Annotated in this window: 24 protein-coding genes and 1 pseudogene; 17 read left to right on the top strand and 8 right to left on the bottom strand. The window is 68.0% G+C overall.

Going from position 1 to position 23044, the window contains the following annotated elements:
* The 5 genes and pseudogenes from B0F77_RS47790 to B0F77_RS09690 all read left to right on the top strand — a co-directional run.
* Positions 1–344 (top strand): annotated as a pseudogene (locus tag B0F77_RS47790) (PrsW family intramembrane metalloprotease); the annotation flags it as partial.
* 103 nt (positions 345–447) lie between these two features.
* On the top strand, positions 448–1338 hold the full coding sequence (locus tag B0F77_RS09675; protein WP_086662487.1) for a Rossmann-like and DUF2520 domain-containing protein: 891 nt from the start codon (positions 448–450) through the stop codon (positions 1336–1338).
* A gap of 1 nt (position 1339) precedes the next feature.
* Complete coding sequence (gene panC, locus B0F77_RS09680) at positions 1340–2230, top strand: pantoate--beta-alanine ligase (protein ID WP_086662488.1); 891 nt, start codon at positions 1340–1342, stop codon at positions 2228–2230.
* 10 nt (positions 2231–2240) lie between these two features.
* Positions 2241–2723, top strand: a complete 483-nt coding sequence (gene panD, locus B0F77_RS09685) for an aspartate 1-decarboxylase (protein WP_086662489.1) — start codon at positions 2241–2243, stop codon at positions 2721–2723.
* Between the two features lie 11 nt (positions 2724–2734).
* Positions 2735–3526 (top strand): type III pantothenate kinase, encoded by a 792-nt coding sequence (locus tag B0F77_RS09690; RefSeq protein WP_086662490.1) that lies wholly within the window; start codon positions 2735–2737, stop codon positions 3524–3526.
* Here the strand turns inward: B0F77_RS09690 and B0F77_RS09695 are convergent.
* Positions 3523–4278, bottom strand: coding sequence for a class I SAM-dependent methyltransferase (locus B0F77_RS09695; protein ID WP_086662491.1), 756 nt, complete (start codon positions 4276–4278; stop codon positions 3523–3525). The genes B0F77_RS09690 and B0F77_RS09695 overlap by 4 nt on opposite strands.
* Positions 4279–4414: 136 nt before the next feature.
* On the opposite strand from B0F77_RS09695, the gene lysS reads away from it, so the two are divergent.
* Entirely contained in the window at positions 4415–5869 is a 1455-nt protein-coding gene (lysS, locus tag B0F77_RS09700) for a lysine--tRNA ligase (RefSeq protein WP_086662695.1), read from the top strand.
* Between the two features lie 114 nt (positions 5870–5983).
* On the top strand, positions 5984–6331 hold the full coding sequence (locus tag B0F77_RS09705) for a histone-like nucleoid-structuring protein Lsr2 (RefSeq protein ID WP_045317204.1): 348 nt from the start codon (positions 5984–5986) through the stop codon (positions 6329–6331).
* A 68-nt stretch (positions 6332–6399) separates the two neighbouring features.
* On the opposite strand, the gene B0F77_RS09710 is transcribed toward B0F77_RS09705, so the two are convergent.
* Positions 6400–7368, bottom strand: coding sequence for an ABC transporter substrate-binding protein (locus tag B0F77_RS09710; protein ID WP_086662696.1), 969 nt, complete (start codon positions 7366–7368; stop codon positions 6400–6402).
* Between the two features lie 73 nt (positions 7369–7441).
* Between B0F77_RS09710 and B0F77_RS09715 the strand changes: the two genes are divergently transcribed.
* Genes B0F77_RS09715 through B0F77_RS09725 form a run of 3 tightly spaced genes read left to right on the top strand, consistent with a single transcriptional unit; the run spans position 7442 to position 10274 of the window.
* Complete coding sequence (locus B0F77_RS09715; protein WP_245847919.1) at positions 7442–8437, top strand: FecCD family ABC transporter permease; 996 nt, start codon at positions 7442–7444, stop codon at positions 8435–8437.
* Positions 8434–9480, top strand: a complete 1047-nt coding sequence (locus B0F77_RS09720; RefSeq protein WP_086662492.1) for an iron chelate uptake ABC transporter family permease subunit — start codon at positions 8434–8436, stop codon at positions 9478–9480. Before B0F77_RS09715 ends, B0F77_RS09720 begins: the two co-directional genes overlap by 4 nt.
* Entirely contained in the window at positions 9477–10274 is a 798-nt protein-coding gene (locus B0F77_RS09725) for an ABC transporter ATP-binding protein (RefSeq protein ID WP_086662493.1), read from the top strand. The genes B0F77_RS09720 and B0F77_RS09725 overlap by 4 nt, the downstream gene beginning before the upstream one ends.
* Positions 10275–10333: 59 nt before the next feature.
* Here the strand turns inward: B0F77_RS09725 and B0F77_RS09730 are convergent, their stop codons facing one another.
* Positions 10334–11134 carry a (2Fe-2S)-binding protein gene (locus tag B0F77_RS09730; protein WP_086662494.1) on the bottom strand — a complete coding sequence of 267 codons (801 nt, stop codon included), beginning with the start codon at positions 11132–11134 and terminating at the stop codon, positions 10334–10336.
* A 319-nt stretch (positions 11135–11453) separates the two neighbouring features.
* On the opposite strand from B0F77_RS09730, the gene B0F77_RS09735 reads away from it, so the two are divergent.
* From B0F77_RS09735 to B0F77_RS09760, 6 genes are all read left to right on the top strand, one after another.
* The gene (locus tag B0F77_RS09735; RefSeq protein WP_086662495.1) at positions 11454–14018 is read left to right on the top strand and encodes an ATP-dependent Clp protease ATP-binding subunit; all 2565 of its coding nucleotides are present in this window, start codon (positions 11454–11456) and stop codon (positions 14016–14018) included.
* A 174-nt stretch (positions 14019–14192) separates the two neighbouring features.
* On the top strand, positions 14193–14894 hold the full coding sequence (locus B0F77_RS09740; protein ID WP_245847920.1) for a YbaB/EbfC family nucleoid-associated protein: 702 nt from the start codon (positions 14193–14195) through the stop codon (positions 14892–14894).
* On the top strand, positions 14891–15205 hold the full coding sequence (locus B0F77_RS09745; protein WP_086662496.1) for an ESX-1 secretion-associated protein: 315 nt from the start codon (positions 14891–14893) through the stop codon (positions 15203–15205). Before B0F77_RS09740 ends, B0F77_RS09745 begins: the two co-directional genes overlap by 4 nt.
* A 7-nt stretch (positions 15206–15212) precedes the next feature.
* Positions 15213–16343, top strand: coding sequence for a WXG100 family type VII secretion target (locus tag B0F77_RS09750; RefSeq protein WP_086662497.1), 1131 nt, complete (start codon positions 15213–15215; stop codon positions 16341–16343).
* A gap of 2 nt (positions 16344–16345) precedes the next feature.
* Positions 16346–17185, top strand: a complete 840-nt coding sequence (locus B0F77_RS09755) for a hypothetical protein (protein ID WP_086662498.1) — start codon at positions 16346–16348, stop codon at positions 17183–17185.
* A gap of 145 nt (positions 17186–17330) precedes the next feature.
* Positions 17331–18353 carry an endonuclease/exonuclease/phosphatase family protein gene (locus B0F77_RS09760; protein WP_245847921.1) on the top strand — a complete coding sequence of 341 codons (1023 nt, stop codon included), beginning with the start codon at positions 17331–17333 and terminating at the stop codon, positions 18351–18353.
* Here the strand turns inward: B0F77_RS09760 and B0F77_RS09765 are convergent.
* From B0F77_RS09765 to B0F77_RS09775, 3 genes are read right to left on the bottom strand one after another with little or no spacing between them, the layout of a single operon-like run.
* Complete coding sequence (locus B0F77_RS09765; RefSeq protein ID WP_169730913.1) at positions 18325–19119, bottom strand: SIR2 family NAD-dependent protein deacylase; 795 nt, start codon at positions 19117–19119, stop codon at positions 18325–18327. The two genes, B0F77_RS09760 and B0F77_RS09765, sit on opposite strands and share 29 nt — an antisense overlap.
* Positions 19119–19430, bottom strand: a complete 312-nt coding sequence (locus B0F77_RS09770) for an antibiotic biosynthesis monooxygenase family protein (RefSeq protein ID WP_086662701.1) — start codon at positions 19428–19430, stop codon at positions 19119–19121. Before B0F77_RS09770 ends, B0F77_RS09765 begins: the two co-directional genes overlap by 1 nt.
* Before the next feature lie 10 nt (positions 19431–19440).
* Positions 19441–20895, bottom strand: coding sequence for a M1 family metallopeptidase (locus tag B0F77_RS09775; protein ID WP_086662499.1), 1455 nt, complete (start codon positions 20893–20895; stop codon positions 19441–19443).
* On the opposite strand from B0F77_RS09775, the gene B0F77_RS09780 reads away from it, so the two are divergent.
* On the top strand, positions 20894–21658 hold the full coding sequence (locus tag B0F77_RS09780) for an alpha/beta fold hydrolase (RefSeq protein ID WP_211293738.1): 765 nt from the start codon (positions 20894–20896) through the stop codon (positions 21656–21658). The genes B0F77_RS09775 and B0F77_RS09780 overlap by 2 nt on opposite strands.
* Here the strand turns inward: B0F77_RS09780 and B0F77_RS09785 are convergent.
* Together B0F77_RS09785 and B0F77_RS09790 are read right to left on the bottom strand one after the other, a co-directional pair.
* The gene (locus B0F77_RS09785) at positions 21607–22116 is read right to left on the bottom strand and encodes a 2'-5' RNA ligase family protein (RefSeq protein ID WP_086662500.1); all 510 of its coding nucleotides are present in this window, start codon (positions 22114–22116) and stop codon (positions 21607–21609) included. The two genes, B0F77_RS09780 and B0F77_RS09785, sit on opposite strands and share 52 nt — an antisense overlap.
* Positions 22116–22985 (bottom strand): HhH-GPD family protein, encoded by an 870-nt coding sequence (locus tag B0F77_RS09790; RefSeq protein WP_086662703.1) that lies wholly within the window; start codon positions 22983–22985, stop codon positions 22116–22118. Before B0F77_RS09790 ends, B0F77_RS09785 begins: the two co-directional genes overlap by 1 nt.
* Positions 22986–23044: the final 59 nt, after the last annotated feature.

Raw genomic sequence — 23044 nt, forward strand, 5'->3', positions numbered from 1 at the left:
GATCCGCTGCTCCCGGCGCCGTCGCGATCGTGGTCTGGCAGCGGCGCCGGGAGCAGCGGATCGTCGCAGGGCAGCTCGCCGCGATGGCGCAGAACCGGTGGATCGCCAACAGCGAGGTGGCCCTGCTGGCCAGCCTCAACGGTCGCAAGAACTGGCTCAGAGCGGTCAAACGCAAGTCCGGTGACGCGTCGGTCAAGGCCGTGCGGAGCTACCAGATCGCGGTCACCGAACTGGCCTTCCTGCGGCACCGGATCGAACAGGGCACGGCGGGCCAGAGCGCCGAGCACCGCCACGGCGTGCTGCTCGACACCCTGCACGCAGCCAGGGCCGCGGCTCGGCGGTGAATCCCGTCACCGACCGGCCTCAGGTCAGGATCGGCGGGATTACCCTCGGCGGCGTCGTCTGGTACCCGCACTAGGGACTGGAACGTCTGAAGGAGTTAGTCGCATGGACGCGACCCCACGTCCGGCCAGGCTCGCCGTCGGTGTCATCTCGGCAGGCCGGGTCGGTTCGGTGCTGGGCGCCGCGCTGGCCAGGACGGGCCACGTGGTGGTCGGCACGACCGCCGTCTCCCAGGCCTCCCGCGACCGCGCGGAAGAACTACTGCCCGGCGTTCCGATCGAGGACCCCACCGAGGTCGCCCAGCGAGCGGACCTCGTGCTGCTGGCCGTGCCGGACGACGAGCTCGCGGGCCTGGTCAAGGGCCTGATCGCCACGAACTCGTTGCGCGCGGGGCAGATCATCGTGCACACCAGCGGCGCGCAGGGCGTGAAAGTCCTCGAACCCGCGGCTCAGCTGGGTGCCCTCACGCTCGCGCTGCACCCCGTCATGACCTTCACCGGCCGCGCCGAGGACCTGCAGCGGATGAGCGCCGCGTGCGTCGGCGTCACGGCCGCGGACGGCGACGAGGTGGCCTGGAGCGTCGGCGAGGCGCTGGTCGTGGAGATGGACGCCGAGCCGATCCGGGTCCCGGAGGCCGTCCGCCCGCTCTACCACGCGGCACTGGCGCACGGAGCGAACCACCTGATCACGCTGGTCCGCGACGCCGCCGACCTGCTGACCAACGCCAACATCGCCAACGCCGAACGACTGCTCGGCCCACTGCTGTCCGCCGCGCTCGACAACGCGCTGCGCCACGGTGACCGTGCCCTCACCGGTCCGGTCGCCCGCGGCGACACGGGTACCTTGCGCAAGCACCTCGACGTGCTCGCCGAGCAGGCACCCGAGACCCTGCCCAGCTACCGCGTGCTCGCCCGCCGCACCGCCGAGCGGGCCGAACACTCCGGGCTGCTCAAGCCCGACGCGGCCAACGACGTTCGCACCACTCTTGAGGACTGACGTGACCAAGCCACTCACCAAGGACGACTACCGCCCGGACGACGTCACGGTGCACCGCGACCCCGCCCGCCTGAACAGGGTGATCAGGGCGCTGCGCAACGCCGGTCGCAACGTCGCGCTGGTGCCCACGATGGGCGCCCTGCACGCGGGCCACCGGCAGCTGATCCGCGAGGCCCAGGTCATGCAGAACACCGTGGTCGTCGTGTCGATCTTCGTGAACCCGTTGCAGTTCGGGCCGAACGAGGACCTCGCCAAGTACCCGCGCCAGTTCGAGTCCGATGTGGACATCTGCCGGGAGGAGCGGGTCGGCATCGTCTTCGCGCCGTCGGTCGAGGACATGTACCCGGCCGGTGCGCAGGTGACCGTCCACCCCGGTCCGCTGGGCGACGAGCTCGAAGGTGTGGTCCGGCCCGGCCACTTCGCGGGCGTGCTCACGGTCGTCTCGAAGCTGTTCAACATCGTGCAGCCCACGTACGCGGTGTTCGGGCAGAAGGACTACCAACAGCTCCAGCTGATCCACAAGATGGCGCGCGACCTGAACTTCCCGCTCGACGTCGTCGGCGTGCCGACCGTGCGCGAGCACGACGGCCTGGCGCTGTCGTCGCGCAACGCCTACCTGAACGAGGAGCAGCGGCACCAGGCCGTCACGCTGTCGGCCGCGCTCACCGCCGGCGCCCACGTGAGCTCGCAGGGCGCGGACGCGGTGCTCAAGGCCGCGCACGACGTGCTGGCGCAGACGCCCGAGATCGAGCTGGACTACCTGGAGCTGCGCGGGGTCGACCTCGGTCCCGCGCCGGAGAACGGCGACGCCCGGTTGCTCGTGGCGGCCCGCGTCGGTTCCACCCGCCTGATCGACAACATCGCGGTGTTGCTCGGCGAAGGCGACGAGTAGGGGGAATGACATGTTCCGCACGATGCTGAAGTCCAAGATCCACCGCGCCACCGTGACGCAGGCCGACCTGCACTACGTCGGCTCGGTGACGGTGGACGAGGACCTGATGGAGGCCGCCGACCTGCTGGCGGGCGAGCAGGTCGCCATCGTCGACGTCACCAACGGCGCGCGGCTGGAGACCTACGTCATCCCCGGCGAGCGCGGCACCGGTGTGCTGGGCATCAACGGTGCGGCGGCGCACCTCGTGCACCCCGGCGACATCGTCATTCTCATCGCCTACGGGCAGATGGACGACGCCGAGTCGCGCACCTACCGGCCGCGGGTCGTGTTCGTGGACGCCGACAACAAGGTCGTCGACCTCGGTGCCGACCCCGCGCACGCCCCGGAAGGCTCCGGGCTGGTGAACGGCTCCACGAGCGCCCAGAATCCGGCACCGTCTTCTGAGACCGTCGAGGCGACCGCATTGGACGCGTTGATCCAGGCCGAGAACTAAGGAATCGCACCGTGCTGCTCGCCATCGACGTCGGCAACACCAACATCGTGCTCGGTCTGTACGACGGGATGGGTGACACCGCCCCGCTCGTTCGTGACTGGCGGATGCGCACCGACGCCAGGATGACCGCCGACGAGCTCGCGCTGACCATGCGCGGCCTGCTCGGCGAGTACGCCGACAAGATCACCGGCATCTCCGCGCTGTCCACCGTGCCCGCGGTGCTGCGTGAGCTGCGGGTGATGCTCGGCCGCTACTACGACACCGTGCCGAAGATCCTGGTCGAGCCCGGCGTGAAGACCGGCGTGCCGCTGCTCGTGGACAACCCGAAGGAGGTGGGCTCGGACCGCGTGATCAACACATTGGCCGCGCACCACCTCTACGCGACCTCGTGCATCGTGGTCGACTTCGGCACGTCCACGAACCTCGACGTGATCTCGTCGCGCGGCGAGTTCCTCGGCGGGGCGCTGGCTCCCGGCATCGAGATCTCGGTCGACGCGCTGGCCTCCCGCGCCGCCCAGCTGCGCAAGGTCGAGCTGGTCAGGCCGCGCAACGTGATCGGCAAGAACACCGTGGAGTGCCTGCAGTCCGGCATCGTCTACGGGTTCGTCGGCCAGGTGGACGGGCTGGTTCGCAAGATCACCGAGGAGCTCCAGCAGACCGACCCCGGCCCCGTGACGGTGATCGCCACGGGCGGGCTCGCTCCACTGGTCGTCTCGGAGTCGTCGACGATCGCGCACCACGTGCCCGATCTGACCCTGCTGGGGTTGCGGCTCGTCTTCGAGCGCAACATGGCGACGCGTTAGTCGCTGACGCGCACCATCCGCAACACCTCTGAACGCATGGGGACGTCGAACGGCCCGTTCGACGTCTCCGGGCGCTCACGCAGGTACGCGAGCATCTTGTCGTTGATGGCCGCCCGCTCCTCGTCGTCGATGACGAGCATGCGCGAGTGCGTGTTGATCCAGGCCACGGCCGCTTCCGGCGATTCCCTGGGGTGCGCGTGAGGGAACGCGTTGCGCTCGACCGGTCCGAACGACGCGTGCGCCATGATGTCGACCGGGCTGTTCCGCTGGGACTCGACGCTGCTCGCCGACACCCGTTCCAGCTCGGTCATCCACTCGGCGTCCGGGTCGGGCTCGACCCACATCGCCGCCAGCACGCCGCCCGGCCGCAGCACGCGGGCGATCTCCGGCAGCGCCTTCTCCTGGTCGAACCAGTGGAACGCGGTGCCGACGAACACGGCGTCGACGGTCTGGTCGGGAACGGGGATGTGCTCGGCGTGACCGGGCAGCGCGCGCACGTCGTGAACGCGGCGCACCAGCTCGGACAGCATCTGCTCGTTGGGCTCCACGGCTGTCACGCGGTGGCCCTCCGCGACGAGAACCGCGGTCAGCTTGCCGGTGCCGGCGGCGAGGTCGAGCACGTCCAGACGCTCGGAGGTGCCAAGGGGCTCCAGGGCCCACCGGATCGCCGCCACGGGATAGTCAGGCCGGTGTTCGGCGTAGGCCTCGGCCTGCGCGCCGAACGAGTCCGCTCGCCTCGCGTGTAGATCCATCCGTCCAACTTAGGGCGTCGCGGATCGGGCGGGGTATCCGGTTCGCCGTGCCGGTAAGCCCTTCCGTACCCTTCTCGGCGTGAGTGAGCAGCCGAAGCAAAACCTCGTGACCAGCGAAGAAGACCTGCCAGAGCAGATGCGCGTGCGCCGGGAAAAGCGTGCGCGGCTGCTCGCTTCCGGCAAGGAGCCCTATCCCGTCGAAGTCGCGCGCACGCACACGTTGCGCGAGATTCGCGACGCACATCCCGAGCTCGAACCCGACACGCAGACCGGCCAGATCGTCGGCATCACCGGCCGGGTGATGTTCATGCGCAACACCGGAAAGTTGTGCTTCGCGACGTTGCGCGAAGGCGACGGCACCGAACTCCAGGCGATGCTGAGCCTCGCCGGTGTCGGTGAAGAAGCACTTTCCGAGTGGAAGACCGACGTCGACCTCGGTGACCACGTTTTCGTGCACGGTGAGGTCATCAGCTCGCGTCGTGGCGAGCTTTCCGTGATGGCCGACGGGTGGCAGCTGACGTCGAAGTCGCTGCGTCCGTTGCCGGTCGCGCACAAGGAACTCGGCGAGGAAACCCGCATTCGCCAGCGATACGTCGACCTGATCCTGCGGCCTACGGCCCGCGACACTGTTCGGACCCGTGCGAACGTCGTTCGTTCACTGCGCGACTCGTTCCACCGGCGCGGATTCCTCGAAGTCGAGACGCCGATGTTGCAGACGCTGCAGGGTGGTGCCAGCGCGCGTCCGTTCATCACGCACTCGAACGCGCTCGACATCGACCTGTTCCTGCGCATCGCGCCGGAGCTGTACTTGAAGCGCTGCGTGGTCGGCGGCATCGAGAAGGTCTTCGAGATCAACCGCAACTTCCGCAACGAGGGTGTGGACTCGTCGCATTCGCCCGAGTTTTCGATGCTGGAGTACTACGAGGCGTACGCGACGTACGACTCGAACGCGGTACTGACCCGTGAGCTGATCCAGGAAGCGGCGGAAGCCGTGACCGGTTCGCAGATCGTCACGCTGGCCGACGGTACCGAGTACGACCTGTCAGGTGAATGGACGACGCTCAGCATCTACGAGTCGTTGTCCGAAGCGGTTGGTGAGGAAATCACCCCCGAGACGCCTGCCGAGGTGCTGCGCAAGCTTTGTGACCGGCACGAACTCGAGGTCAACCCGAAGTTCGGGCACGGCAAGCTGGTCGAGGAGCTGTGGGAGCACCTGGTGTGCGACTCGCTGTACGCCCCGACGTTCGTGCGCGACTACCCGGTCGAGACGTCCCCGCTGACCAGGCAGCACCGCAGCAAGCCGGGTGTCGCCGAAAAGTGGGATCTCTACGTTCGCGGATTCGAACTCGGAACCGGTTACTCCGAACTGGTGGACCCGGTCATCGAGCGGGAACGCCTGGAAGCACAGGCGCGCCTTGCCGCCGCCGGTGACGTCGAGGCGATGCCGATCGACGAAGACTTTCTGCGATCACTGGAGTACGGAATGCCACCGAGTGGTGGCGTCGGAATGGGTATCGATCGGCTGCTGATGGCCCTCACGGGTCTGGGTATCCGGGAGACCATCTTGTTCCCGCTCGTTCGCCCTGAATGAGTAACTTTCCGGATGTCGATAGGTGCAATGCGGCACCCGTGCGCTAACCTGCCTCGCAGAAGGCTTTAGTTGGCGACGCGGGTGACCGCGCATTCGGGGTCCAGGAGGATACGCATGGCGCAGAAGGTCACGGTGACCCTCGTCGACGATCTGGACGGTTCCACTGCGGAGGAGACCGTCGAGTTCGGACTGGATGGTGTCAGCTACACGATCGACCTTTCCTCGGGCAATGCGGGCAAACTGCGGGACGCTCTTGCCGACTTCGTCGGTGGTGCTCGTCGTGCGGGTGGGCGCAAGCGTGTTGGGCCCGGTCGTCCGGCGGGTGTGAAGGCACGCCCCGCATCGGCGGATCGTGAGCAGAACCAGGCCATTCGCGAGTGGGCACGTAAGCAGGGCATGAAGGTGTCGGATCGCGGCCGCATCCCGGCCGAGGTGCTCGACGCCTACCACCAGCAGGGCTGAAATTCGGTAAAACACGAAGGGGTTCCGGGAATCATCCCGGAACCCCTTCGTGTTATTTAGGTGACTGTTCAACTACGCGCTGGATCGACCCCGAAACCCTTCGCGAGATCGTCGAGCATCGCGTGCGCGCCCTGAAGACTGACCGAAGAGACCCAAACGACATCCGAGACGTCGTGCTTCTGACCTTTTAGTTGCCCCCACAACGGGTTTGCCGAATATTGTTCCTTGATCTTCTGCGTCTCGCCCTTGGGGTCGGCCCAGGCGGAGACGAAGATCCGCTCCGCGTCGAGCGACGAGATCTGCTCCTGGCTGAGGTCGACCGAGATCTTCTCCGAGGTCGGCTGCCCCTGCGGCCGGGCGAGCCCGGCATCGGCGAACAGCACGCCGCCCGGGAAAGACTTCTCCGTGTAGAGCCGGACGGTCGGCTCGCCCGCGACGAACCGCGCCAGTGAGATGGACGGGTTGTGGCCGGCCTTGGCGCGGATGGCGTCGCCGACCTTCTTCGCGCGCGCCTCGTAGTCGGCGATCTTCTTGTTCGCCAGCTCCTCCTTGCCCAGCGCCCTGCCGAGCAGGCGGATGTTGTCCTTCCAGGTCGGTCCGGTCGTCACGCTGAACACGGTCGGGCCGATCTTGCTCAGCTTGTCGTAGATCTGCTCGTGCCTGACCTTCGCCGACACGATCAGGTCCGGGCCGATGGTGGCGAGCTCCTCCAGGTTCGGGTTCGCCAGGTCGCCCACCGCCTTGGCGTTCTTCGCGTACTTGGCCGCGTCGTCGGCCAGGTACTCCGGCAGGCCGTCGGTGCGGTAGCGGGTGTACGCGACGACCTCGGTCTCCAGGGCGAGCGTGGCGTCCACGTAACTGCTGTCGAGCGCGGCGACCTTCTTCGGCCGGTCCTTGATCTCGGTCCTGCCCATCGCGTGCTCGATCGTCACGGGCGTCCAGCCCTGTTCGGCGGGTGCGCTCGTGTTCGTCGTGGCGGCCTGACCACAAGCGGTGAGCGCGAGCAGCGCCACACTGATCAGAGCTGTTCTTCGCATCGATGACTCCGGAGATTCGGTTAGGCTTACCTGTCTTTCGCGGATCATATGTCGGGCATTCGGAGGGTGGGCATTGGGCCGTAAGCCGTGGTTCGGCCTGCTCTTCCTGCTGGTCGTGCTGGTCGCCGTGTCCCTGGCGAGCATCGCGATCGGCTCGAAGGAGATCCCGCTGTCCGGGGTCTGGCACGGCCTGTTCACGCCGACCGGCGTCGAGGACGACGTGGTGATCCGCGAGCTGCGGATCCCGCGGACGTTGATCGGCATCGCCGTGGGCATCGCGCTCGGAGTCGGTGGCGCCCTGATGCAGGGCCACACGCGCAACCCGCTGGCCGATCCCGGCATCCTCGGCGTCACGCACGGCGCCGCGCTGGCCGTGGTCCTGTCGATCTTCCTGCTCGGCATCGACTCGCTGGTCGGCTACATCTGGTTCGCCTTCGCCGGCGCGATGATCGCGAGCCTCGTGGTGTTCCTGCTCGGGTCGGCGGGGCGGGGCGGGCCTTCGCCGGTGACGCTGGCGCTGGCCGGGGCCGCGGTCTCCGCGCTGATGCACGGCCTGGTGTCGGCGATCGTGCTGCTCGACCAGCAGTCGCTCGACGCGTTCCGGTTCTGGCAGGTCGGCGCCATCGCGGGCCGGGACATGTCGGTGCTGACGCAGGTGCTGCCGTTCCTCGTCGTCGGCCTGGTCATCGCGGCGTTCAACGCGCCGGGGCTCAACGCGCTGTCGCTGGGCGAGGACGTGGCCAAGTCGCTGGGCGTGCGGGTCGGGATGACCCGGTCGTTGGGCATCTTCGCCATCACGCTGCTGGTGGGCGGGGCTGTCGCGGCGTGCGGGCCCATCGGGTTCATCGGCCTCGTGGTGCCGCACGTGGCGCGCGCGTTCACCGGGCCGGACTACCGCTGGCTGCTGCCGTTCTCCGCACTGGTCGGCGCGATCCTGCTGCTGCTGGCCGACATCGCCGGTCGCGTGGTGGCCCGTCCGTCCGAGGTGGAGGTCGGCGTGATGCTGGCGCTGCTGGGTGCGCCGTTCTTCATCTACCTGGTGCGCCGCAAGAAGCTGGTGAAGATTTGACCGCGCTGAGGGTCGGTGTGAGCTCGTTCCGGCTGCGCCGCCGGCCGTTGCTGGTCGTCGCGGTGGCGCTGGTACTGCTGGCGGCGGTGTTCGTCGTCGACATCATGATCGGCGACTTCCCGCTGACGGCGGCGCAGGTCGTGGACGTGCTGTTCGGCGGAGGTAGCCGGCGCGACCAGTTCGTGGTGATGGAACTGCGGATGCCGCGCGCGTTGACCGGCCTGCTCGTCGGTGGCGCTCTGGGGCTGTCCGGGGCGATCTTCCAGGCGATCGTGCGCAACCCGCTGGCGTCGCCGGACATCCTCGGGGTGACCTGGGGAGCCGGTGCGGGAGCGGTCTCGGTGATCACGTTCTCCGGGTCGCTGGGGGTGGTGACCGGCAGCGTGGCTGCTTACGGGCTGCCGTTGGCGGGTCTCGCGGGTGGGCTGGTCGCTGGACTCCTGGTGTACGCGCTGGCGTGGCGGCAGGGCATCGAGGGCTTCCGGATGGTGCTGGTCGGCATCGGGATCACCGCGGTGGCCGGCAACTTCACGCAGTACCTGCTGACTGTCGGCGACGTGCAGGACGCCGGGCGCGCGATGGTGTGGATCACCGGGTCGCTGAACGGCCGCGGCTGGGAGCACGTCGTGCCGGTCGCTCTGGCGTTGGTCGTGCTGGTGCCGGTAGCTCTTGTTGGTGGGCACGTTCTGGGTGCGTTGCAGTTCGACGACCAGACCTCGCGCGGACTTGGTGTGCGGGTGAACCGGGCGCGGTCGGGTCTCATCGTTCTGGCGATCGTGCTGGCTTCTGTGGCTACCGCTGCTGCTGGGCCTATCGCGTTCGTCGCGTTGGCGACTCCGCAGATCGCGTTGCGGCTGGCCGGTACCGCTCAACCGCCGTTGTTCGGGTCCGCGGTGATCGGTGGGGCGCTGGTCATGCTGTCGGACCTGGTGGCGCGGACGGTTTATCGGGTTGAGCTGCCGGTGGGTGTGGTCACGGCTGTGCTCGGGGCGCCCTATCTGATGTTCCTGCTGGTTCGAAGCCGCCGGGAGGCGCGGATATGAGTGTGCGTCTTGAGGCTTCGTCGTTGTGCGTGGGATACGGGGAGCGGCTGGTCGTCGACACCCTGGACCTGTCGGTTCTTGGTGGGACCGTTACGGCGGTGATCGGGCCCAACGGGTGTGGGAAATCGACGCTGTTGAAGGCGTTGGGGCGGTTGTTGCCGGCTCGGTCCGGTGCGGTGTTGCTGGACGGCAAGGCCATTGATCGCATGGCCACTCGGGATGTCGCTCGGGTGCTGGGGTTGCTGCCTCAGGCGCCGTCGGCTCCTGAGGGGCTGACTGTCGCCGACCTGGTCGCGCGTGGTCGGCATCCGCATCAGGCCTGGTATCGGCAGTGGTCTGCTGAGGATGCGGCGGCTGTTGAGGCTGCGTTGGAGATGACCGGGATCTCGGACCTGGCCGAGCGGACCGTGGACGAGTTGTCTGGAGGGCAGCGGCAGCGGGCCTGGATCTCGATGGCTCTTGCCCAGGGGACGGATCTGTTGTTGCTGGACGAGCCGACTACCTATTTGGACCTTGCTCACCAGATTGATGTGCTGGATCTGGTGCAGGAGCTGCATGTGTCCATGGGGCGGACGATCATCATGGTGCTGCACGACCTGAACTTGGCTGCTCGGTATGCCGATGTGATCGTGGCTATGCGGGATGGGCGGATTGTGGGCCAGGGGGCGCCTGCCGAGGTGCTTACCGAGCAGATGTTGCTGGATGTTTTCGGGTTGGATGCTCGGGTTGTCGAGGATCCGGTTGCTGGGACGCCGTTGGTGGTGCCGGTTGGGTCTCGGCATCGGGTGGTTTAGGGGGCGAAGAGCAGCTCGCCTCCGGCGTCGCGTCGCCTCGGCTTCGCCATTGGCTTGAGTCAGGAGCAGGTGCGGGGGCAGGCCGTGCAGGGCTCTGCGTCTGGCAGCACGTAGTGGAAGCAGCAGCTGTTGCGTTTGCGCTTCCAGCCCTCGTCGGTCATGTGGAGGGTTGAGGCGGAGACGAAGGGGGTGAGTTTCTCGGGGAGGATCAGGGCGGCGTCGGTTACGCCGGCGTTCTCGTCGCCGCACACCCGGCCTGCGGCCCAGGCGCCGTATTCCAGCATGTCGGTTGCGGCCGCCCAGAGTTGGCGGCGGCCGAAGCGGACTACTTGGCCGAAGGAGGCCACGAACTGGGCGGCGTGGGCGGCGTAGCGGGCGCGGAGGAGTGCGGCCAGGGCGGCCTCGGTGGGGACGACTGTGGCGGCTGGGTGGTTTGAGGCCGGGTCGTCTGGGAGGCAGGCGAATTCGTCGCACAGGACGGCGGTGCCGTCCGGGTGCGGGCGGCCGTCCGGGTTCAGGCGGAAGGCCAGGTCTGAGGGTTTGAGGGTGGGGACTCGGCGGGCCGTGTGGAACAGGAGGCCCGCCAGTTGGCCTGGGATGTGCAGGTACCAGCCCATGATGTAGCCGGCGGTGGCGCGGTCGTCGGACTCGCCGTACTGCTCTGCCAGCCAGGTGGCGAGGTCCTTGCGCCACAGGTCGAACCTCGCGGGCTCGGCCAGCAGGTCGGAACAGATCTCCCAGTCGGCGGTCGGCATGCCGAAGCGGATCTCGGTGCCAGCGGCGTTCAGGCGGGCGATGGATTCGGCCAGTGGCGTGAGCGCACGCGGGTTCTGCTGTGAGACCCTCGCAGGTACGGTCAACGGCGCAAGTCCTTATCTCAGGTATGAGGCTTGCCTAACCTTACCGAAGATCGCTCTTCTTTCGCCTGTTGTGGTGGCGCCGGTCACAGGAGTATCGCCCAGTGGTCGGTTGTTCGCGCTCAGCGGACATCGCCCGATCTGTGGAATCCGTTGCTCCCGACCTGCGTTGATAGGGGCGTCAGAGTTTGCCGGAGGCGGCTTGCCGCTGATGGGAACCACAGGCCTCGGGACCGCCCACTACAGTGGAGCCACGGTGCCGCGCTCACCAGGGTAGATCGGTGGAGCCGAGGACCGCCGACGCAGCAGTCAGGGAGTGCGAATGTTCGAAAGGTTCACCGACCGCGCGAGGCGGGTGGTTGTCCTTGCCCAAGAAGAGGCACGGATGCTCAACCACAACTACATCGGCACCGAGCACATCCTCCTGGGTCTGATCCACGAGGGTGAAGGTGTCGCCGCCAAGGCGCTCGAGTCGTTGGGGATCGCGCTGGAGGGCGTCCGCCAGCAGGTCGAAGAGATCATCGGCCAGGGCCAACAGGCTCCGAGTGGACACATCCCCTTCACCCCGCGCGCCAAGAAGGTGCTTGAGCTGTCTCTGCGCGAAGCGCTGCAGCTCGGCCACAACTACATCGGCACCGAGCACATCCTGCTCGGGTTGATTCGCGAGGGCGAAGGCGTTGCTGCGCAGGTCCTCGTGAAGCTGGGTGCCGACCTGAACAGGGTGCGGCAGCAGGTGCTGCAGCTGCTGTCCGGCTACTCGACGGAGAAGGGTTCGTCGGAGTCGCCGGGTCGTGGCGAGGGCACGCCGTCGTCGTCCCTGGTGCTCGACCAGTTCGGGCGCAACCTCACGGCTTCGGCCCGTGAAGGGAAGCTCGACCCGGTGATCGGGCGCACCAAGGAGATCGAGCGGGTCATGCAGGTGCTGTCCCGCCGCACCAAGAACAACCCGGTCCTCATCGGCGAGCCCGGCGTCGGCAAGACCGCCGTCGTCGAGGGACTGGCGCAGATGGTCGTCAAGGGCGAGGTGCCCGAGACGCTCAAGGACAAGCAGCTCTACACGCTCGACCTCGGCTCGCTGGTCGCGGGCTCGCGCTACCGCGGTGACTTCGAAGAGCGCCTGAAGAAGGTCCTCAAGGAGATTCGCACACGCGGCGACATCATCCTGTTCATCGACGAGATCCACACGCTCGTCGGTGCGGGTGCCGCCGAGGGCGCGATCGACGCGGCGAGCATCTTGAAGCCGATGCTGGCTCGCGGTGAGCTGCAGACGATCGGTGCCACCACGCTCGACGAGTACCGCAAGCACGTCGAGAAGGACCCCGCGCTGGAGCGCCGCTTCCAGCCGATCCAGGTGGGCGAGCCGTCGCTCGAGCACACCATCGAGATCCTCAAGGGCCTGCGCGACCGGTACGAGGCGCACCACCGCGTCTCGATCACCGACTCCGCGCTGGTCGCCGCCGCCACGCTGGCCGACCGGTACATCAACGACCGGTTCCTGCCGGACAAGGCGATCGACCTCATCGACGAGGCGGGCGCGCGCATGCGCATCCGCCGGATGACCGCGCCGCCAGACCTGCGCGAGTTCGACGAGAAGATCGCGGACGTGCGTCGCGACAAGGAGTCCGCGATCGACGCGCAGGACTTCGAGCGCGCCGCCAAGCTGCGGGACGCGGAGAAGCAGCTCCTGGGCCAGAAGGCCGAGCGGGAGAAGCAGTGGAAGGACGGTGACCTGGACGTCGTCGCCGAGGTCGACGACGAGCAGATCGCCGAGGTCCTCGCCAACTGGACCGGCATCCCGGTGTTCAAGCTCACCGAGGAGGAGACCACGCGTCTGCTCCGCATGGAGGACGAGCTGCACAAGCGGATCATCGGCCAGGTCGACGCGGTCAAGGCCGTGTCGCAGGCGATCCGCCGCACCCGCGCCGGCCTGAAGGACCCGAAGCGCCCCTCCGGCTCGTTCATCTTCGCCGGCCCGTCCGGTGTCGGTAAGACCGAGCTCTCGAAGGCGCTGGCGAACTTCCTGTTCGGCGAGGACGACGCGCTCATCCAGATCGACATGGGCGAGTTCCACGACCGCTACACCGCGTCGCGGCTCTTCGGTGCCCCTCCCGGTTACGTCGGTTACGAAGAGGGCGGCCAGCTCACCGAGAAGGTGCGCCGCAAGCCGTTCTCCGTCGTGCTGTTCGACGAGATCGAGAAGGCCCACCAGGAGGTCTACAACACGCTGCTCCAGGTGCTGGAGGACGGCCGCCTGACCGACGGTCAGGGCCGGACGGTGGACTTCAAGAACACCGTCATCATCTTCACGTCGAACCTGGGCACGTCCGACATCAGCAAGGCCGTCGGCCTCGGCTTCACCTCGGGTCAGGACACCGCGTCCAACTACGAGCGGATGAAGAACAAGGTCAACGACGAGCTGAAGAAGCACTTCCGCCCCGAGTTCCTCAACCGCATCGACGACATCATCGTCTTCCACCAGCTGACTCAGGACGAGATCATCAAGATGGTGGACCTGATGATCGCCCGCGTCGAGACGCAGCTGAAGAACAAGGACATGGCGATCGAGCTCACGGATCGTGCCAAGTCCCTGCTCGCGAAGCGCGGCTTCGACCCGGTGCTGGGCGCCCGCCCGCTGCGCCGGACGATCCAGCGCGAGATCGAGGACACCCTGTCGGAGAAGATCCTGTTCGGCGAGATCCAGCCGGGCCAGATCATCATCACCGACGTCGAGGGCTGGGACGGCGAGTCGGACCAGCACGACAAGGCGAAGTTCGTGTTCCGCGGCGAGGCCAAGCCGAACCGCGTGCCGGACGCCCCGCCGGTCGACCTCGCAGCGCCCGCGGCGGCCGCCGAGCCGCAGGACGCTCCGGCGACCGAGACTGAGTGATCGTGATCTAGTCGCGTTGTGAGACCGGCCCCCAGGCACCCGCCTGGGGGCCGGTCTCGTCTTCAGGGTCGCTCGTCGAGGCTCCCGGCACGTTGCCTGGGTCACTCGTCCACACCGATTCGTCCGTTTCGCCGCGACCCCCAAACCGCTCCTGGCACTATTGCGCCCGCTCACGTGATCTTGCGCGAGCAGGTGTCCCAGGAGGAGGTCCTTGTGCCGTCGGCCGCGTTCGAACAACTGGTAGCTCAATTCGAGCAGTTCCAGTCCCGGATGCAGCGCGTTGACCAGCAGTTCGCCAACATCGGCGAGATGCAGCAACAGCTGACCGAGTTGGAAGCCGTGGCCACCTCGGCGGACAGAGCGGTGACCGTCGTGGCGGGCCCGTCCGGCAGCATCAAGGCCATCAGGCTGACCGATCTCGCCATGCGCCGGCCGCCGCACGCCCTCGCCGCCGAACTGATGTCGACGCTGCAGCAAGCGGTCGCCGAAGCCGCCCGCCGTCAGGCAGGCATCGTCGAGGGCGCGGTCGGCGACGACATGAAGCTCTCGGACCAGGTCCTCGAAACCCAGGCGCAACTCTTCGGAATGTCCAAAGAGGAGCTTCGCACCATCACGGCGGAGGAGCCGGCACCACAACCGCACGCCGCTCCGGCGCCGCCGCGTCCTCCGATGCCGCCCGCGCCGCAGGCGTCCCAGGGGCCGGTCCGGCAGCCCGCCCCGCCGCGCAGGCCCGCGCCCGAGCCGCACGACGACTTCTCCGACCAGAACATCATGCGCGGCAACGCATGGGACGACAGGTCGCCGCGACCGCCCGCCGCTCCGCCCAAACAGGACGGCAAGTTCCTGAACCTCTACGACGACGAGGACGGCCGGTGAGCGGGTACAGCGTCAGCCCGGACGAGCTGCGGGCGTACGCGGACAAGCTCCAGGAGCACCGCGGGTTCGCCGGCGGCGTCACGGGTCTCGTGGACAAGTCGGACGTCGGCGACAAGTCGTGGGGCGTCGTCGGGATCTTCGTGAAGCAGCAGTACACGGAGATGCTCGGCGATCTCAAGGAGACGCTCACCGCGATGACGGAAGGGCTGGACTCCGGCGCGGGGAAGTTCCGCGACACCGCACAGGGCTACGCGGACCAGGAAGAGGCTCTGCAGAAGATCCTCGACGGCATCCAGGTCGACAGGGGGTAAGGCCGGCATGGCAGAAGAGGACTTCTTCGTCGACGAGGGCGGCGAGAACGAAGTCAAGATCACCGTCGGCGAGAAGACCCTGGGGCAGAAGGCGGAGGAGAACGCTCCGCTCTGGGGCAACTTCGTCAAGGCGAAGGAGGCCGCCGGCAAGACCGGCGAGACCGGTGGCGTCGCCGGGCTGAGCGCCGAGGGCAGCGCGCTCGTGACGTCGGTCGTCGAGTTCGGCCAGGGCATGGTGATGGACCCGATCGGCTGGCTGGTCGGGCAGGGGCTGAACTTCCTGATCAGCGTCGTGCAGCCGTTGGAAGACGCGATTCACTTCGTCAGCGGCGACGGTCCGGCGTTGCAGCAGGCGGGCGAGAACTTCGGCGCGATCGCCCAGGGCATCTCCGACCTGAGCACGAGGTTCACCGACGACCTGCAGAGCACCGTCACGAACTGGGGCGGCAGCGCCTCGGAGGCCGCCGCCACGAAGCTGGGCGAGTTCGCCAGCGGCATCGACGGCGTCGCGGGGCAGGCGGGCGAACTGGCCGAGCTGCTGATGATGTCGTCGATGGTCATGCAGATCATCGAGGACGTCATCAAGGCGATCCTCTCCGAGCTGATCACCTGGCTGATCATGATCTGGATCCCCGCGCTGGCCGCCGCCGTGCCGAGCTGTGGCGCGTCGACCGCCGCCGCGGGTGCCGCGACCGGCGTCCGGGTGGCCTCCACCGCGAGCCGGGTGTCCCGCATCGTCGCCAAGCTGCGGCAGCTGCTCACCAAGATCATGGACTTCCTGCGGAACCTGGCGGCCAAGGCCAAGAACCTGGGCACCAACTTCAAGAAGGCCATGGCGGACAAGAAGGTCGCCAGCCAGCAGGCCACGGACGCGCTCGCCGGCAAGACGAAGTGGCAGACGTTCAGGAGCAATCCGGTCACCAGGCTGAACAGCCACGAGGGCGCGGTCGGCGAGCGGATGAAGAACGGCTTCGGGAAGTCGATGGTCGACGCGATCGGCAACGAGGCGTTGGCCCAGATCAACCCGTACCACGAGAAGGGTCTTCGCAACACGTCGATCCAGCAGAAGGCAGGCGAGTCCGGCGGGACCGGAACTGATCAATCGAAGCAGCGCATCGAAGGGTTTCTGGACATCTGATCATGGACCTTCTGGTGAAGATCTGGCACGACGTCGTGCTCACGCCGTACTTCCTGGCCTGGACCGCTGCGGCGATCCTGTTCCTGGTCGCGCGGCGGTGGCTCCAGTTCCGCAGCCACGGGAAGCGGCGGGACGCGCAGATCGCCGCGCTGACGCCGTTGGCGCAGAGCCTGGGTGGCAAGGTGCTCGGCCCCGACGAAGCGGCCATGTGGACTGCCGAGCTCTGCAAGCCCTTCCGGAACGAGTTCTCGATCGCGTTCCGCTCGAAGCGGCAGTTCGACCTGTCGCTCGACTTCCAGCGCGGTCCGTGGCACGTCAGGGTGACCGAGGCGTCGATCCGCTACGACGCACGTGGTTTCGGCGTGCGTTGGCTGCACGAGCACCGCATCGAGATCGCCACCGCGGCGCTGGCTCCGTTGAAGGTCATCCGGCCGAACAAGTACAACGTCAACAACGGCCAGCCGTTGTCGCCCGGCCAGCTCGAGTCCGAGCGGAAGCAGATCGTCGGCAACCCGCCGGAGTCCGCGAAGCAGGACGGTGTCCAGTGGCTGCCCGTGCCGCTGGCACCCCCCATGGACCAGGAGTTCTCCGCCTACGGCTGCGATCCCGCGGCGGCCGCCCGGGAGCTCGGCTTCGACGCGCTGCACTGGCTCATCGACAGGGAGCAGGGCCTGCCCGGCTGGGCCGGCGGGATGTCGCTGACCTTCGAGGCGGGCTTCGTCTACCTGGTCGTGCACGACCAGGTACGTCCCGATGACCTGATGGGCGTGGTCGACACGATCTGCGGGCTGCTGGACCGCATGCCCGGTGTGCGGCCGAGGCATCCGGCAGCCACTGTCTGAGTCAGCGCGGATCTCGCGGACGAAGTGCGGAGCGAGGTCGGTGGGGGCGTCGTTGGCGGCGTCCCTTGCTGACGTCGCCGGATGCGTAGAGGAGCATCGAGTCCTCCGCGCGCAACGGGAGTGCGCTCCCGGCCGTCCTTCAGATGTGAGCACCACACCGGAGACCGACGCGCACTCGGGCACAATGCACGACGTGGTCACCACCGAGGTGAAGCCTCAGAAGAGCGGTTTCGCCACGTTTTGGCTGGTCGTGTGTGCGATGGGGTTCGTCGCGGCGGCCATGATCAGGCTGCTCGGCATCGACGGCACGCGGTACATGATCGCCACGACCTCGTTGACCCCGTACATCACCGTCGCGGGGCTGCTCATCGGGCTGTTCGCGCTGTTTCGCAAGAGGTGGATCGTCGGGCTGACGATGACGCTGGTGGGGATCGTGCTCGTGGCGAACGTCGTGCCGCGGGCGTTTCCGGACGCACGGCCGAACGGCGTGGGGCAGCAGGTCAGGCTGATGACCGCGAACCTGCTCACGGGCATCGCGGACGCCGGCGCCATCGTGCGCGAGGTCAAGGCGCGCAAGGTCGACATCCTGGCCATGCAGGAGCTGACCCCGGACATGGTGCGCGATCTCGAACGGGCGGGGCTCAACCAGGTGCTGCCGAACCGGGTCTTCCTGGACGAGCCGGGCGGGTCCGGCAGCGGCATCGCCTCGAAGTACCCGCTCTCACAGCGGAATCTGACCCCGCCGGGCACGTTGCAGCAGGCCGGCGCGCTCGTGGACCTGCCAGGCAAGGACATCGAGGTCGTCTCGGTGCACCCGTTGCCGCCGGTCGTCACCGAGGGGCCGGAGGCGTGGCAACGGGAACTGGCCGGACTGCCCGCTCCCGACTCGACCGGCGCGCTCAGGGTGCTCGCCGGCGACTTCAACGCGACGCTCGACCACGTCGGCATCACGCGGTTGCTGAACAAGGGCTACGTGGACGCCGCCGACCAGGTCGGCAAGGGGCTGATCCACACGTGGCCCAGCAACAGCGGGTTCTGGCCGCCGCCGGTCACCATCGACCACGTGCTGGTGGACACCCGCTGCCCGGTCGACGAGCTGGACGTGTTCGACGTGCCCGGCAGCGATCACCGGGCCGTCGTCACGCAGTTCGTCGTGCCAAGGCTGTGAGAGCCTCCAAGGCGCCCACCGGCAACGAGACGCCCCGGCCGTGGCGGACGGCGGGCTCGCGGGTGTTGATCCGGATCAACGAACCGGACGCCGCGCTCGCCAGCTCGGCCTGACGCCGCACGGTCGGCACCGCGGTCCCGGCGCCGATCTCGATCACGACCACCTTCCGGTGCGAACGTCGCCACTCGGTCAGCGCGTCGAGCTGCGCCTGGCTGCGGTGCGGCACCCAGCCCCAGTCGCCGAACATCAGGATGTTGGGCCGCGCCAGGCCACCGCAGAACCGGCACGACGGCAACGGGCCGACGGCGCGCATCGTCTCCGGATCCACCGTGACGTCGAACTCGCACTCCCAGATCTCGTCGGTGCACGGTTCCACGCACTGGGCGTGGTGGATCGAACCGTGGACCTCGGCGACGTCCGCGAAACCCGCCCGCTGGAACTGACCGTCCACATTGGACGTGAACGCGCGGGCGCCCCACGATCGCAGGATCGCGAAACCCTCGTGCGGCACGGTCGCGCGGTAGAGCGCCAGCCGGTGGCCGTAGAAACCCCAGGCCAGCTCGGGATCGTCGGCGAAGTGGACGGGATCGGCGATCTCCTCGAACTTCAGCCCGAGCCGCTCGTACGGCGGATAGGCCCGCCAGAAGCCCTCGGTGCCGCGGAAGTCCGGCAGACCCGAGTCGACCCCCATGCCGGCGCCGGCGCAGACGAGCACCGCGTCCGCGCCGGCGATCAGCTCAGCCGCCTGGTCGTAGGACTGCTCGATCACTGCTTGGGCTTGCTCCCCAGCACGACCTCGAACTCCAGCAGCTCGGCGCCGGTCGACACGGGCTTCGCGCGCTCACCCGAGTGCGCCGCCGCACCGGCCTGCCCGTCGCGCCAGGCGACGAAGTCCTCGTGGGTCTCCCAGTGCGTCACGACGAAGTAGCGGTCCTCGCCCGCGACCGGCCGCAGGAGCTCGAAGCCGAGGAAGCCGGGCTGGTCGTCGACCGCGCCGAGGCGGGCGGCGAAGCGCTTCTCCAGCTCGGGGCCGTTGCCCTCGGGGACCTTGATCGCGTTGATCTTCACGACTGCCATGACACCCACACTAGCGCCGCACTCCGACAGGCAGCAGGTACTGATCTTCCGGAATGCCCGAGTTGCGGAACCAGGCCTGGAAGAAACCGTCCAGCTGCTGCCCGGAGACCTTCTTGAAGAGGTTCTCGAACTCCGGCCAGGACGCGTTGCCGTCACGGTGCTCGGCCGTCCACGTCTGCAGGGTCTTGAAGAACACGTCGTCGCCGACCTGCTTGCGCAGCGCGTGCATCCCCATGAGGCCCTTGTCGTAGACGCCTCGGAACTCGTTGCCCTTGCCCATGTCGTAGAGCTTCGGCGCCCAGAACGACGACCTCTTGCGCAGCTCCTCCACGCGGTTGCGGTAGCGCTCGTCGAGGTTCGTGCCCTCCTTCTCCAGCCACATCCACTGGGAGTAGGACGCCAGGCACTCGTTCAGGCAGATGTCCGCCCAGTTCGAGATCGTCACCGAGTCGCCGAACCACTGGTGGGCGTTCTCGTGCACGACCGTCTCCAGGTCGGCCCACGACGCGTAGATCGGCCGGGTCTGGGTCTCCAGCGAGAACCCGATCTGGTCGGCCACCCAGATGCTGCCGGCGGCGCGCTGCGGGTACGGGCCGAACTTCGTCTCCAGGTAGGCGATGATCTCCGGCATCTCCGCCTGCAGCGGCTTCTTCTGCCCAGACGTGCCGGGGGCGTACGCGTCGAGCACCGGGGTGCCGTTCGGCAGCTTCGAGCGGACGATCTCGAACTTGTCGATGGCCACGGTGACCAGGTAGGTCGCGAGCGGCGTCTCCTCCGACCAGTTGAACGTCGTCCAGCCGCCGTCGCGCGTCACCGGGCCCTCGAGGCCGTTCGAGACCGCAGTCCAGCCGTCCGGGACGCGGGCCGCGAGCTTCAGGGCCGCCTTGTCGCGCGGGGTGTCGTTGGCCGGGAACCAGGACGTCGCGGAGTGCGGCTGACCTGCGGCGAAAGCCCCGCCGGTAGACGAGATCTGCCAGCCGCTGCGGCCCAGGGAGGCGTCGGCGACGGCCTTGGGCTCACCGCCGTAGGTGACGACCGCGGTGAACGGCTTGGACTTGGCGAGCGGTGCGGAGGGCGTGATCACCAGCTCGTGGTCGCCTTCCTGCGCGAACTTCGCGGGCTGACCGCCGACCTTCACGTCGCTGACCTTCAGGCCCTCCAGGTCGAGGTTGAACCTCGACAGGTCCGCGGTGGCGGTCGCGTTGATCGTCGCGACGCCCTGCAGCTGCTTCGACTGCGGGTCGTACGTGATCGTCAGGTCGTAGAGCGTGACGTCGTAACCGCTGTTGCCGTCCGTCGGGTAGTACGCGTCGCCCGCGCCGGCACCGGCCTCCACGGCGGCCGCCGCGGACGTTTCCTGACGCTGCTGCTGCGCGGGGTCGCCACTCGGCGTGCGGAACACGACGAGAAGGCCGGCGACGAGCACGAGCAACACCAGGGCGATCAGGTACGGACGGGCCTTCATGCGTTTAATCATCCCTGTGTCGGTGGTGGAGTTCGGCGGAACGGGGCAAGGCGTGCTGCTCCTGCACGGCCTGATGAGCAGGGCCACCGCATGGTGGCCGGTCGCGCAGTGGCTCAAACCCTTCGGCCGTGTCGTCGGGATCGACCAGCGCGGGCACGGCAGAAACCCGCAACGGGGACCGTTTCGCACCGAGGACTTCGTCGCCGACGCCGCTGCCGCCATCGAGGACCTGGACCTCGGGCCCGCTGTCGTGATCGGGCACTCCATGGGCGGGCTGCACGCGTGGTGTCTCGCGGCGGCCCGTCCGGACCTGGTGCGCGCGATTGTGGTCGAGGACTTCGCCCCGGACAACAGGGGCAGGACCATCGACGAGTGGAAATGGCTCTTCGACGCCTGGCCGGTGCCGTTTCAGTCGCTCGGACATGTGACGGAGTTCTTCGGCGCGCCGCTGTTCGCCGAGTACTTCGAGGAACGTGAGGACGGCTGGCACCTGATCGCCGCGATGGACGACCTCTACGAGATCGCGGCCGAGTGGGGCACGCGGGCGTACTGGGACCAGATCGACCGGGTGAAGTGCCCGTCGCTGGTCATCGAGGCAGGTCAGGGCGGCCAGTTGCCGGGGCAGATGAAGGAGGCGGCGCGGCGTTCGGATGGCCAGTACCTCTACGTGCCGGAAGCCGGACACGTGGTGCACGCCAGCGCGCCGTGGGTCTACCGCGGTGCGGTGGAGGCCTTTTTGAGCGCGTCGATCTCGCCGGTCTGAGTGTCGACGATCGACACCTCACGGACTTTCGCGCGGATCGGCTCGACCGGGAACACCTTCGCGAACGCCGCCTTCATGGCGTCGTCGTCGATGCCCTGGGCGAGTGTGCAGTGCGGCACCCAGCTGCCGGGCAGGTAGTACGCGCTCGGGTTCTTCACGTGGCCCGCCAGCACGTCGTGGATCGCCGAGTGCACGGCCAGCAGCTCGGCGTCGACCACGGCGGCGAGCATCAGCACGTTGTCGACCGTGGAGAACGTGCTGAGCGTGTGCAGCCAGAGGTCCGGCATCCACAGCCGCTCCAGGTCCTCGCGCAGTTCCTTGCGGACCTTGGGGCCGATGGTGCTCGCGACGGCGTACGTCAGGTGCGGCGGGTACTCGTGCTTCGCGCCAACGCGCCGTTGCAGCTCACGGACCTTGGCGTCCGCCTCGTCGTCGAAGAACGCCACCAGCGCGTGCATCAGTGCTCTCCAGGTAGGGCGAACAGGCCGTCCCGCGTCTGCTCCAGCAACCCGTCGTCGAGCAACGAGACCAGGCACTTCTCCCGCTGCGTGATGTCGTGCCAGACCAGGTCGAGCTGCGCCCTGGGCACCGGTCCTGGTGCCCCGCGCAGCACGTCCAGCAGCTTGCCCCGCACCTGCCGGTCGGTCCCGGCGAACTGCTGCACCTTCTTCGCCGGCCCCGCGTAGGCAGGCCGTCCGGCCAGTTGCCACGCGCACTCGGTGTACAGGGGACAGTCGGCGCACTTCTGGTTCTTGGCCGTGCAGATCAACGCCCCGAGCTCCATCAACGCCGCCGAGAACACCGCGGCGTCGTCCTGGGCCTCCGGGAGGATCGCTTCGACGTCCCGCAGATCGCGCTTGGTCGACGGCGGCCCGGCATCACCGGCGCCGTGCACCGCGCGAGCCACCACGCGCCGGACGTTCGTGTCGACGACAGCGCACTTCTGCCCGTACGCGAACGTGGCCACCGCACGAGCCGTGTAGCTGCCGATGCCGGGCAACGACTCCAGCGTTTCGATGTCCGACGGCACCACATCGCCGTGATCGCGCGCGATGGCGGTAGCGGCCTCGTGCAGCCTTAACGCGCGCCGGGGGTAGCCGAGCTTGCCCCACATCCGCAGCACCTCGCCCTGGGAGGCGGCGGCCATCGCGGACGGCACCGGCCACTTCGCCAGCCACTCGTGCCAGATCGGTTCGACGCGGGCGACCGGCGTCTGCTGCAGCATGATCTCGCTGACCAGCACACCCCAGGCGGTGCAGGTGGGACGGCGCCACGGCAGGTCGCGGGCGGCGGTGTCCCACCAGCCCAGCAGCAACTCGTGATTCATCGCCGCCATTCTCGCAAATGCACGCGGGGAGCTTTCGTTCACTTCGAGTGCACGAAAGG

Source organism: Lentzea kentuckyensis (genome assembly GCF_002150765.1).
Classification (GTDB): domain Bacteria; phylum Actinomycetota; class Actinomycetes; order Mycobacteriales; family Pseudonocardiaceae; genus Lentzea; species Lentzea kentuckyensis.